The sequence below is a fragment of the Streptosporangium sp. NPDC000239 genome (genome assembly GCF_040300765.1).
Taxonomy (GTDB): domain Bacteria; phylum Actinomycetota; class Actinomycetes; order Streptosporangiales; family Streptosporangiaceae; genus Streptosporangium.
Map to the genome: position 1 here is coordinate 39,797 of NZ_JBEPEI010000001.1, position 12,048 is coordinate 51,844.

The window sequence follows — 12,048 nt, forward strand, 5'->3', positions numbered from 1 at the left end:
TGAGCGCGGAAGACCCGCCGGGCGTTGAGCCTAACAACGCCCGGGAGCGACCCGGGACCCTCAGCCCCCGCCGGTCTCCTCCGCGCGGGAGGACACGTAGGCGCCCCCGCCCTCCACGGTGTAGACGAGGCCCTCGTCGGACAGGACCTGGATCGCGCGCCGTACGCTGCCCGGATCGAGGCCGTAGCTCCGCTGGAGGCTCTCCTCCGAGGGGAGCGGGCGGTCGAGCTGGAGCTCACCGCTCGTTATCCGCGCACGGAGGATGCCCGCGAGCCGCAGGTGGGCGGGGACGGAGTCGCCCGGGTCACCGGGCTCGATGGTCGCGGCCATATGTCCTGGATGCCCGCCGTACGGCTTCGTGTCCCAGGTGTGCCGTAACAGGGACGACGGTTGACAGACGTTTTGTACGGCTCAGCGTCCCCGCCAGCCGTCCCGATGGAGGAGGTCGGCCAGGGGGACGCGTCCGCGCCACCCCTTGCGTTCGAGGTCGGGCACGCGCTCCCGGTGCGTCACCGGTCCCAGACAGAGCCAGGCCACCGGGCGGACCCCCTCCGGGATGCCGAGCAGGTCGCTGACGAACTCCTCCCGGTAGAAGGACACCCAGCCGACCCCCAGGTCCTCCGCGGTGGCCGCGAGCCAGAGGTTCTGGATCGCCAGGCACACCGAGTAGAGCCCGGCGTCCGCGATCGAGTGGCGGCCGAGGACGGCCGGGGCCCCGCGCGCCGGGTCGTAGGTGACGACGACGGAGAGCGTCGACTCGCGCACCCCGTCCACCTTGATCGTGGCGAACGTCGCGGCCCGCTCGGCGTCGAGGGTGGCCGCGAAGACGGCGCGCTCCCGCTGGACATGGCCGGCGAAGGCCTCGCGGATCTCCCGGTCGCGGACCACGATGAAGTCCCAGGGCTGGGAGAGGCCGACGCTGGGCGCGGCGTGAGCGGCCCCCAGGATCCGTAGCAGGACCTCCTCGGGCACGTCCTTGCCGGTGAACTCACCGCGCACGTCCCGTCGTTCGAAGATCACGTCGTAGAACTCAGGCATGATCGCCAGCATCTCGTGTCGCGCCGCGCACCGGTACGCCCGCCGTACCTCTTCTCCCGGCCACGCCCCCGTGGGCCCCCGCGCCCTCTCGTGGCCGGAGAAGAGGTACGGCGGACGCGCCCCCCTTCAGCCGAGGGCGACACCACCGCAGTCAGCCTGCCGGGCGGCCCTGCACGTTTCCTGTACGGCGGGCACGGGCCGAGTGAAGGCCCAGGTCAGGGCACCACCGTGACGTCGAAGAAGATGCCGCTGAGGTGGGGCATGTACTGGTTGCCGTCCACGTCGACCATCTTCCAGTAGACCTTGCACCGGGCCGGTTCCTTGGGGGCCCGCACCTCGACGCTCACCAGCGCGGACTCGCCGGGCTCCGTGTCGGGGATGCGCACACTCCTGTGCTCGGTCTGGCACAGGTCCTCGCCGTCCCACGGCCACTGCCGGTACAGGTAGCGGTCCCGCCACGGGACCGTGCCGATGTTGTCGATCTGCCAGGTCTTGACGAACGTCTCACCGACCCGGACCGTGCTGCCGTCGGGGTAGGTCACGTCCTTGGCGAGCCGTGACCGGTCGCCGGGGATGGGCCGGACCAGATGGGTCTCGGGGGGCAGTTCCTCGGGGCGCGGCAGCCACAGCCACAGGGCCGCTCCGAGGAGCAGGCAGACGACCACGGCCACGACGGCCGTCAGCCGCGCCCGTTTTCCGGAGAACCGTCTCCTGAGAAGCACCCCCCAGGGAACCGTCTCCTTGAAGGACCACCCCCAGGACCCGTCCGCCAGGACCGCCGGGATCGTGGACCCCACCGGGGGCGCGGGGTCCACGGCCTCCACAGGCTTCGCGGGCGGCGCCGGGTCGGTCGCGGACCCGGTCTCGGCAGGCTCAGGACGGGGTTCCACGGTCTTCGCGCCGTCGGAGCCGGAGGCCAGGATCTCCCGGTGCAGGTCGCGCAACTCGGGACCGGGGTCGGCGCCGAGTTCGTCGCGGAGGGTCCTGCGCAGCCGTTCGTAGAGCGTGAGCGCCTCGGCCGACCGACCGGTCGCGTGCAGGGCGCGCATCAGCCGGTGGTGCAGCGTCTCGCGCAGCGGGTTACGGCTCGTCAGTTCGGCCAGCTCGGCGACCAGGGTCCCCAGGGCGGCCTCTCCGGAGAACGTCAGCTCGGCGTAGAGCTCCATGGCGGACAGCCGCAGTTCCTGCGCGTGCGCCGCCCGTTCGAGGACGCACGGTGTCTGCGGGACGTCGCTGAACGGCTCCCCGCGCCACAGGTCGAGCCCCTCCCGCAGGGTCTTCGCCGCCGCCTCCGGGTCGCGCTCTTCACCGGCCAGGGACAGCGCCCGCTGCATCCGCGCCAGGTCGGTGCCGGTCTCGCCGAGGTTGAGCCCGTAGCCGCCCGCCCTGCTGTACAGGACGGGTTCCGTCTCCACGGGTCCGGTGAGGGAGCGAAGCAGGGCACGTAGCCGGGAGGCCCGGACCTGGACCGCGTTGGCCGGGTCGGCGGGCAGCCGGTCGGGCCACAGCGCGTTGGCGAGGTGCTCGGTCGAGACGGTCTCGCCGGGGTGGGCGAGCAGTTCACCGAGGAAGGCACGATCCTTGGCGGCGGTGGGGGCGGTGGACTGCCCCTGGTGCGTGATCGTCAGGTTCCCCAGCACGAGAAAGTCCACGCGGTGGAGTATGGCAGCTTTCGTCCAGTATTCGTCTGCCCTTCGGCGTGCTGTCAGAGACAACGCGAGGAGGTATGGTTCGGACGCGCCGATGTCGAAGGCATCGTGCAGGGAAGCCGTCGGTTCAGGGCTGCCGAGTCCGTGCCACCGTCAGGCGTCGGGAAGAAGCAGGGTCTGACGCTTCGGCGCCGTGTGTGAAGGGTTTCGGCTTGGGCGCGTCGGTGTCTGGACTGAGGAGCGAAGGAGCGCAGCGGATGAGCGACGAGGGAAGACACCGACCCGAGGCGCCCAAGCCCGCGGTGCCGGAGGCGCCGCGAAGAGGCGCAGACACCGACTTGAGAGCGCCCAAGCCCGCGGTGCCGGAGGCGCCGCGAAGAGGCACAGTCCACCTGCCCGGGGTGGCGCTCACCGACCATGTGTTCACCGTGCCTCTCGACCACGCCGATCCCGGCGGGGAGACGATCGAGGTCTTCGCCCGTGAGGCGGTCGACCCGGCCAGGCGGGGGGACGACCTGCCGTGGCTGGTCTTCCTCCAGGGCGGTCCCGGCGGTAAGTCGCCCCGGCCGCACGCGGCGGACGGCTGGCTGGCACGCGCGCTGCGCACCCACCGGGTCCTCCTGCTCGACCAGCGGGGGACGGGCCGCAGCACCCCGATGACCGCCGCGACGCTGACCGGGACCGACGCCGAGGTGGCCGCCAGGCTGCGGCACTTCCGCGCCGACGCGATCGTCGCCGACGCCGAGCTGATCCGGCGGGAGCTGGCCGGTGACCGGCCGTGGGAGACCCTTGGGCAGAGCTACGGCGGGTTCATCACGCTGACCTACCTCTCCAGGGCGCCCGAGGGGCTGGCGGCGTGTTACGTGTGCGGTGGGCTGCCGGGGCTCGCGGCGGACGCGGCGGAGGTCTACTCCCTCACCTACCCCCGGGTCCGCGCCAAGGTCGAACGCTTCTTCGCCCGCTATCCCGGGGACTCGGCCAGGCTGGACGCCGTCGCCGACCGGCTGTGCGAGGAGGAGGTCAGGCTTCCCGACGGGGACGTGCTGACCGTGCGCCGTCTGCAGAGCCTGGGCATGTGCCTGGGGATGAGCGACGGCGCCGAGTACCTGCACTGGCTCCTGGACGAGGCGTGGACCGGGCGGGAGCTGTCCGACCTGTTCCGCTACGAGGTCATGATGGCCACCGGGTTCGTCGGCAACCCCCTCTACGCGGTCATGCACGAGTCGATCTACGCCCAGGGGGCGGCGACCGCGTGGGCCGCGCACCGGCTGCTGCCCGCCGAGTTCGCCGAGGACGCCCGGCCCCTGCTGCCGACCGGGGAGATGATCTACCCCTGGATGTTCGAGGAGATCGCGGCCCTGCGTCCCTTCAGGGGCGCGGTGGAGATCCTCGCCGCCGACGACTCCTGGCCTCACCTGTACGACCCCGTACGGCTGGCCGCCAACCGGGTCCCGGTCGCCGCGGCCGTCTACTACAACGACATGTACGTCGACGAGGGCCTGTCCATGCGGACGGCCGCCGAGGTCGGTGAGGTGCGGACCTGGGTGACCAGCGAGTGGGAGCACGACGGCGTGCGGGTCTCGGGCGAACGCGTGCTCGCCCGCCTGATGGACACGAGGACGGGCGTGTACGGCTGAGACCGGGGCACCCCTCTCCTGGGGCTCAGGGGGAGAGGACCTCGGTCAGCGGCAGCCGTACCTGGAAGCGGGTGTCGCCGGGCACCGACTCCACGCGCAGGTCGCCGCCGTGGCGTCCGGCGACGATGCGGTAGGAGATGTCCAGGCCGAGTCCGGTGCCCTCCCCGACGGCCTTGGTGGTGAAGAACGGCTCGAAGATCCGGTCGCGCAGGTGTTCGGGCACTCCGGGCCCGGTGTCGCAGATCTCGATGAGGGCGGTCGTGCCGTGTTCGAGGCGGGTGCGGACGGTGAGGGTCCCCTCGCCCGCCATGGCGTCGAGCGCGTTGTGGACCAGGTTGGTCCACACCTGGTTGAGCTCTCCGGCGTAGCCGGGCAGCGGTGGCAGCTCCGGGTCGTAGTCGGTGGCCACGGTGATTCCCGGCGGGATCTTGCCGCGGAACATGGTGAGCGTGCTGTCCAGCAGTTCCCGCAGGTCGACCCGCTGGTACGGCGCGCGGTCCATCTGGGAGTACTGCTTGGCCGAGGCGAGCAGCGTCGAGATCCGCTCGGTCGCGTCGGTCACCTCGTCGAGCATCTGGGAGATCTCGACGGCCTCCGCCAGCCAGCGCACCGCGCCGGCCAGGTGCTCCTCCCCGATCTTGGCCCTGACCTTCTCCAGGCCCTCCTGGCCGAACCCGGCGCTCACCAGTGGCGCCGCGATCTCCCAGGCGTCCTCGACCCCGGCGGCCTCCAGGGCGTCGCCGAGTTCGTCCTCGGCGTCGGAGGTCTCAAGCGGGGTGCGGGCGGGCACGTTCCCGACGCTCTCCGCGCAGCCCTCCTGCAGGTCGACCAGCGCGCGCAGCCGCTCGGGCGGGATGCCCGCCTCGGTGAGGTCGGCCAGCTCCCGCCGCGCCGACTTGATCTTCTCCCGCAGCTCGCCGACCGCGCGTACGGCCGCGGCGGCCGGATTGTTGAGCTCGTGGGTGAGCCCGGCGGTGATGGTGCCGAGCGCGGTCAGCCGCTGCCGCCTGTCGATGAGCTCGCGCTGGGCCAGACCGCCCAGACGCACCCCGTCGAGCAGGTGGACGGCCATCGGGAACCACTCGGCGACCATCTTCCCGTACTTCCTGGCGGGCAGGACGAACAGCCGGGAGGGCTTGGTGGCGCGCAGCGAGTGGGCGTAGGTCTCCGGGGCGCGCTCGCCCAGGTAGGCCGAGGTCGCCCCGGCGTAGACCCCGACCTGGGAGGTGGGGGTCATGGTCACCACACCGGCCGGGGTCTCGGTGGACATGACGATCTCGCCGTCGATGAGGACGACGAAGTGCTCGGCGGGCTCGCCCTGCCGGATGATCGTCCCGCCCGCGCCGAACTCACGCTCCTCGCCGTGCGAGGCCAGCCACCGCAGCTTCTCCTCGTCGAGCTTCTCGAACAGGAACAGCCCGCGGAGCACGTCGATGTCGATCATGCGGCCTCCGTCACGTCTTCTCCAGGTAGCGGTGCACCAGCGCGACGGCCATGGCCCCCTCGCCGACCGCGGAGGCGACCCGCTTGATCGAGTCCGCCCTGACGTCCCCGGCGGCGAACACCCCGGGCACGTTGGTCTCCAGGTGGTACGGCTCCCGCCGCAGCGGCCAGTTGCGCGGCCGGTTCTCCGCGGCGGTCAGGTCGGGGCCGGTGAGGACGAAGCCCCTGCGGTCGCGTTCGACCGTGTCGCCCAGCCAGTCGGTGAACGGCTCGGCGCCGATGAAGACGAACAGCCACTCGGTCTCGGCCGTGCGCTCGCCCTCGGGGCCCTTGAGCGTGAGCCGTTCCAGGTGGTCGTCGCCCCCGGCGCCGACGACCTCGGTCTCGGTGTGCACCTCGATGTTCGGGATCTGGGAGATCTGCTCGATCAGGTAGTGCGACATGGACTTCTCCAGCCCCTCGCCCCTGACGACCAGGTGGACCTTGCAGGCGTACCCGGACAGGTAGACCGCGCCCTGCCCGGCGGAGTTGGCGGCGCCGACGACGTAGACCTCGCGGTCGCGGCACTCGGGGGCCTCGGTCACCGCGGCACCGTAGTAGACGCCCCTGCCGACGAAGTCGTCGAGACCGGGGGCGCTCAGCCTGCGGTAGGAGACGCCGGTGGCCAGGATCACGGTGTGCGCCGCGATGCTGCCGCCGTCGGCGAACCCGACGACCTTGGCCTGTCCCCTGACCTCCAGGCTGGTGACCGTACGGGCGGTGAGCAGTTCGGCGCCGAACTTCAGGGCTTGGCGGCGGGCGCGGTCGGCGAGCTGGGCGCCGGAGACGCCGTCGGGGAAGCCGAGGTAGTTCTCGATGCGGGAGCTCTGGCCCGCCTGCCCGCCGGAGGCGTGCTGCTCGACCATCACCGTGCGCAGCCCCTCCGAGGCCCCGTAGACCGCGGCGCCGAGGCCGCCGGGACCGCCGCCGATGACGATCAGGTCGTAGAAGTCGGTCGCGGGGGCGGTGGACAGGCCGACGGCGGAGGCCAGCGTCGAGGTGTCCGGGGCGACGAGCTTGGCGCCCTCGCCGGTGACGACCAGCGGCAGTCTGGCCGGGCTGACCTCGTGGGCCGCGTCCTCCTCCCCGGTCCGCTCGCCCGCCGCGGTCAGGAGCTGGACACCCTCGGGGGAGTCGGCCAGCAGCCAGCGGTAGGGGACCTGGTTGCGGGCCAGGAAGTCGCGGACCTCGTAGGACCTGGCCGACCAGCGGGCCCCGACCACCCGCAGCTCGTCGGAGTCGCGCCGCTCGGCGCGCTGCCAGGCGTCGAGCAGCGAGTCGAGCACCGGGTAGAACTTCTCCTCGGGCGGGTCCCACGGCTTGAGCAGGTAGTGGTCGAGGTCGACCACGTTGATCGCCTGGATCGCGGCGTCGGTGTCGGCGTACGCGGTGAGCAGCACCCGGCGGGCGTACGGGTACAGGTCCATGGCCTGTTCGAGGAACTCGACGCCGTTCATCTGGGGCATCCGGTAGTCGGCGAGGATGGCCGCGACGTCGTCGCCGCGCAGCCGCATCTCGCGCACGCTGTCCATGCCCTGTGTGGCGCTGTCGGCCCTGACGACCCGGTAGGACTGGCCGTACCGGCGTCTGAGGTCGCGTGCGACGGCCCGCGAGACGCCCGGATCGTCATCGACAGTTACGATGACCGGTTTGTCCATGACCAGCCTTCCCCCGAAGCGTGACATCTTCCTCCGAAGAATGTCATATCCCCCTGCAGTGGCCGACCACCGCGGTCTCAGTGGTCGGGCATGCCCACGGCGCGCAGCAGGGCCGCGGGGTGGCCGTGGGCGGCGCGCAGCCGCATCAGCTCCGGATCGCTGCTCCAGAAGTCGGTCAGCGTGCCGTGCCCGATCCGGTCGGCGATGATCTGCAGGGCGATGTCGTGCTTGATGTACTCGACCGCCATCAGAACGACGGCCGGGTCCTCGGTGTAGACGCCCCAGGCCGAGCCGTTCACGAACCCGCCGATCAGGACCTCGCGGCCGTCGCCGACGACCACCAGCAGGCCGCAGCCCAGGTTGTCGGCCACCGAGTCGGGCACCGGGAAGCGGTGCTCGTACAGGTAGCCGACCTGGGTCTCGGCCGGGCCGAAGTGCACGACCGACACCTCGACCCCGCGCTCGGCCGCCCGTCCGACCAGCGGGGAGAGCTGCTTCATCTCCTCCGGCCAGATCGACAGGAACAGGTCGGTGCGCGCGGCGGCGACCACGTCCTCCGCCCGTGCGAGGACGGCCTCGGTGCCCTTGAGGTTGTGGATGATGTGCGCCCCGGGAGGCGCGACGATCGTGGGCAGCGAGGACTGGAGCGACTCGATCGAGTCGTCGAACTCCCTGCGCATGCGTTCGAGCAGGGACCTGGGCGGCAGCGGCAGGTAGCCGACCGCCTCCTCGGGGCCGCGCAGCTCGTAGGCCGCGCCCTTGGACACCAGCTTGCCCAGCGTCTCGTAGACGGTGCTTCGTGGCACGCCGGAGCGCTTGGCCACCTCGTAACCGTTGAGGGGTTGCCCGGCGACGACCAACGTCACATAGGCCTTGGCCTCGTAACCGGACATGCCCAGGCGCTGCAACTGCTCCACGACGTCCCGCATCGGAGTTATGGTACGGCTCGCCATGCCTGTTGGGCGTTGTCGTAACGAACATTATTTAGTACGAAATTAATCGTTTTGGAGTGTTTCCCAATGGAGTGTGGAAAAAGTTGCCGCTGACCAGCGCTTTTTCCAATCGTGCCGGTGAAGGCCGGACCGGCGACCAACTTCATCGGGATTCAGAAAACGTTCCGCACGCTGGAACACGGTGGGCCATGTCCTGGGAACGCGGAAGGGCCGCGCCCGCCCCTTCCGGGTGGACGCGGCCCCGCGCGGACGTGCCTGTCAGACCTGGCCGGCCTTCTCCAGGGCGGAGCAGCAGGTGCTGACGATGAGACGGGTCACCAGATACGGGTCGACGTTGGCGTTGGGGCGACGGTCCTCGATGTAGCCCTTCTTCTCCACCTCGACCTGCCACGGGATGCGCACGGAGGCGCCGCGGTCGGAGACGCCGTAGCTGAACTCGTTCCAGGGGGCGGTCTCGTGGTGGCCGGTGAGGCGCTCCTCGATGCCCGCGCCGTAGTGCTTGACGTGCTCCAGGGCGTTCGCCGCGAGGGCGTCGCAGGCGGTGATGATCGGGTCGTAGCCCTCCCGCATCGCCTTGGTCGAGAAGTTGGTGTGCGCGCCCGCGCCGTTCCAGTCGCCCTTCACCGGCTTGGCGTCGAGCGTGGCGGCGATGTTGAAGTCCTCGGCGACGCGGTAGAGCAGCCACCGGGCGATCCAGAGCTGGTCGGCGACCTCGATCGGGCCCGCCGGGCCGACCTGGAACTCCCACTGGCCGGGCATGACCTCGGCGTTGATGCCGGAGATCGCCAGACCGGCCTCAAGGCACAGGTCGAGGTGCTTCTCCACGACGTCGCGGCCGAAGACCTCGTCGGCGCCGACGCCGCAGTAGTAGCCGCCCTGCGGGGCGGGGAAGCCGCCGATCGGGAAGCCGAGCGGACGGCCCTCCTTGAAGAAGGTGTACTCCTGCTCGATGCCGAACCAGGACTCCTGCTCGGCGAACCGCTCGGCCACCTCGACGAGGGCGGCGCGGGTGTTGCTGGAGTGCGGGTTCATGTCGATGGTGAGGACCTCGCACAGGACCAGCACGTTGTCGCCGCCGCGGATCGGGTCGGGGCAGGTGAACACCGGCTTGAGCACGAGGTCGGAGGCGCCGCCGTCGGCCTGGTTGGTGCTGGACCCGTCGAAGCCCCACAGCGGCAGTTCGGCGCCGTCGGCGAGGATCCTTGTCTTCGAACGGAGCTTGGCGGTCGGCTCGGTGCCGTCGATCCAGATGTACTCAGCCTTGAAGGTCATCGCCGGAGTCCTTGCTAGGGGAGGGGTCTGCTGCCCCAAAGACTCGCAAGTCGCGATTTCGCATCTGTTGCCCTTATGTGAACGGGATGTTACTCAGGTCCGGTTCGCCCGGCACGGTGTTCACATTCCCGTGAAAACAGGGGCTGAGCTGCGGAAACGGAGATCGTCACGGGGTCGTGTGAGCCTTGTCACCGTCGTCGCCGGGCTCTATCCCGAAGAAACGGGCCGAGGCGGACTCGTGGGCCAGGCGGCGCAGCACGTCGAGGACCCGGCCGTGCATGACGGTGCCGATGACCAGGGTCTCGACCGCCGTCTCGCGGGGCCCGTCCAGGGGGAGGACGCCGAACTCGTGCTCGACCAGCGTCTCCGCGGCCCGCGCGTAGGGGCGCAGGGCCTCCTCGTCCATCGGCATGCCGAGCCGGGCCAGGGCGTACAGGGCCTGGGCCAGCTCGTCGAGCGCCGGGGCCCAGGGCTCCGTCCGCCAGCCGAGGCCGGAGATCAGCCGGTCGGCCTCGGCGCGGGCGCGGCGCCACTCCTCACCGTCGGGCCGGGGCGCGGGCGCGGGGGCGATGGCGTAGTGGGCGGTGCCCAGCACACGGTGCATGCTCAGTTCCTCGTCGTCGACCGCGGCCAGCACCTTGGCGATGGAGGCGATCGGCAGCCGCCCGACCTCAAGCAGTGCGCGGATCAGCCGCAGCCTGCGCACGTGGGCCTCGCCGTACTCGGCCCTGGTCGCCGAGGTCTGCTCGCCGGAGGGGAGCAGACCTTCCCGCAGGTAGTACTTGATCGTGGGGATGGGCACGCCCGTCTCGGCGCTGAGCTGGGAAATCCGCATAGTCGGATAGTACAACTACCCAATAGGTGCGTCGTTGTTCCCGTCGGGGGCGGAGGGTAGCGTGACGGTCACCGTACGTCATGAAAGGGTGATCGTGAACTCCCCCTCTCTCCCTTCCGGGTGGCGAGCCGGGCGGCGAACCGGGTGGCGGGGCGTGTCCCGGCGCGAGCTGCTGCGCGGCGCCCTGGCCGGGCTCGGCCCGCTGGCCCTGTCCTCCTGCGCCTTCCCCGTCGGCGGCGCGCCTCCGACGTCCACCGCGGGCGCGCCCCGTCTCGACGAGGACGGTCCCCTGGAGATCTGGATCTTCGACGGGGGGCTCGGCGACGACTACGCCAGGACCATTCACGAACCGCTGGTCGCCGCCCGCTTCCCCCGCCTCAGGATCAGCCACAACGCGACCAAGGAGATCTCCAGGACCCTCCAGCCGCGTTTCGTCGGAGGGGACCCGCCCGAGGTCGTGGACGACTCCGGGGCCGGGGCCATGGACCTGGGTGCCCTGGTCCAGGACGGCCAGCTCACCGACCTGACACCGTTGTACGACGCGCCCAGCTGGGACGACCCCTCCGTCACGGTGCGCGAGACCGTCGATCCCATGGCGATCGAGCTGGGCGGCTACGGCGGCAGGCCGTACGTCATGAACTACACCAACACCGTCTGGGGCATCTGGTACTCGCGGCCGCTCTTCGAGGCCAGGGGGTGGCGACCGCCCAGGACGTGGGCGCGTTTCCTCGACCTCTGCGAGGAGATCAGGCGTTCGGGGATGGCGCCGTTCACCTACGCGGGCACCCACCCCCAGTACATCTACGAGCCCATCCTCACCCTCGCGGCGAAGATCGGCGGCAGGCGGGTGCTGACCGACATCGACAACCTCGCCGAGGGCGCCTGGCAGGCCGAGCCCGTACGGCGGGCCGCCGCGGCGTTCGCGGAGATCGGGGCCAGGCACCTCCTTGAGGGCACCGCGGGCCTCGACCACGTCCAGACCCAGATCGCGCAGAACCGCGGGCTGGTCGCCATGCTGCCCTGCGGTTCCTGGCTGGAGAACGAGCAACGCGGCTCAGCCCCGGACGGCTTCGGCTACGCGATGTTCCCGCTGCCCGACTTCGGCCCCTCGGACGCCATGCCGTACGGCACGCTGCACGCCCAGCCGGGTGAGGAGTACATCGTGCCCGCGCGCTCGGCCAACCCCGGGGCCGGGCTCGAATACCTGCGGGCCATGCTCTCCCGGCGGGCGGCGGGGAGGTTCACCGAGGCCGTCTCGACGCTCACCGTCGTCAGGGGGGCGGCCGACGGTCTCAGGCTCGAACCCGGCCTGGAGAGCGCCCGCGCCGCCCTCGCCGCCGCCGGCGGCAACGTCGTCACCTTCATGTTCCGCAGGTGGTACTCCGAACTGCACGACGAGGTCGCCGCGGCCTCGGGGCAGCTGATGAGCGGGGCGATCAGCGCCGACCGGTGGGCCGAGCGGGCCCAGCGCAAGGCCGACGCGCTCAGGGCCGACCCCTCGGTGCGGAAGTTCACGAGGTAGCC

At 71.1% G+C, this 12,048-nt stretch carries 10 protein-coding genes; 2 read left to right on the forward strand and 8 right to left on the reverse strand.

The features are described from left to right. Positions 1 to 60: 60 nt before the first annotated feature. The 3 genes from ABT340_RS00170 to ABT340_RS00180 form a co-directional block, all read right to left on the reverse strand. Entirely contained in the window at positions 61 to 330 is a 270-nt protein-coding gene (locus ABT340_RS00170; protein WP_352008417.1) for a winged helix-turn-helix domain-containing protein, read from the reverse strand. An 81-nt stretch (positions 331 to 411) separates the two neighbouring features. Next, positions 412 to 1,038: a 5,6-dimethylbenzimidazole synthase gene (bluB, locus tag ABT340_RS00175; RefSeq protein WP_352008418.1), complete on the reverse strand. Its 627-nt coding sequence runs from the start codon at positions 1,036 to 1,038 to the stop codon at positions 412 to 414. A gap of 215 nt (positions 1,039 to 1,253) precedes the next feature. Beyond that, positions 1,254 to 2,690, reverse strand: coding sequence for a BTAD domain-containing putative transcriptional regulator (locus ABT340_RS00180; RefSeq protein WP_352008419.1), 1,437 nt, complete (start codon positions 2,688 to 2,690; stop codon positions 1,254 to 1,256). Positions 2,691 to 3,025: 335 nt separating this feature from the next. Here ABT340_RS00180 and ABT340_RS00185 point away from each other — a divergent pair, with 335 nt between their 5' ends. Next, entirely contained in the window at positions 3,026 to 4,324 is a 1,299-nt protein-coding gene (locus ABT340_RS00185; protein WP_352008420.1) for an alpha/beta fold hydrolase, read from the forward strand. 25 nt (positions 4,325 to 4,349) lie between these two features. Here the strand turns inward: ABT340_RS00185 and ABT340_RS00190 are convergent, their stop codons facing one another. The 5 genes from ABT340_RS00190 to ABT340_RS00210 form a co-directional block, all read right to left on the reverse strand. Then, positions 4,350 to 5,768, reverse strand: coding sequence for an ATP-binding protein (locus ABT340_RS00190; protein ID WP_352008421.1), 1,419 nt, complete (start codon positions 5,766 to 5,768; stop codon positions 4,350 to 4,352). Positions 5,769 to 5,778: 10 nt separating this feature from the next. Next, a complete protein-coding gene (locus ABT340_RS00195; RefSeq protein WP_352008422.1) occupies positions 5,779 to 7,464 on the reverse strand; it encodes an NAD(P)/FAD-dependent oxidoreductase in 1,686 nt (561 codons plus the stop codon). A gap of 77 nt (positions 7,465 to 7,541) precedes the next feature. Next, positions 7,542 to 8,393, reverse strand: coding sequence for a TrmB family transcriptional regulator (locus tag ABT340_RS00200; RefSeq protein WP_352008423.1), 852 nt, complete (start codon positions 8,391 to 8,393; stop codon positions 7,542 to 7,544). A gap of 282 nt (positions 8,394 to 8,675) precedes the next feature. Further along, positions 8,676 to 9,689: a glutamine synthetase gene (glnII, locus tag ABT340_RS00205; RefSeq protein WP_352008424.1), complete on the reverse strand. Its 1,014-nt coding sequence runs from the start codon at positions 9,687 to 9,689 to the stop codon at positions 8,676 to 8,678. A gap of 166 nt (positions 9,690 to 9,855) precedes the next feature. After that, positions 9,856 to 10,524: a MerR family transcriptional regulator gene (locus tag ABT340_RS00210; RefSeq protein ID WP_352008425.1), complete on the reverse strand. Its 669-nt coding sequence runs from the start codon at positions 10,522 to 10,524 to the stop codon at positions 9,856 to 9,858. Positions 10,525 to 10,678: 154 nt separating this feature from the next. Between ABT340_RS00210 and ngcE the strand changes: the two genes are divergently transcribed. Then, the gene (gene ngcE, locus ABT340_RS00215; protein ID WP_352008426.1) at positions 10,679 to 12,046 is read left to right on the forward strand and encodes an N-acetylglucosamine/diacetylchitobiose ABC transporter substrate-binding protein; all 1,368 of its coding nucleotides are present in this window, start codon (positions 10,679 to 10,681) and stop codon (positions 12,044 to 12,046) included. The last annotated feature ends 2 nt before the right edge of the window (positions 12,047 to 12,048 follow it).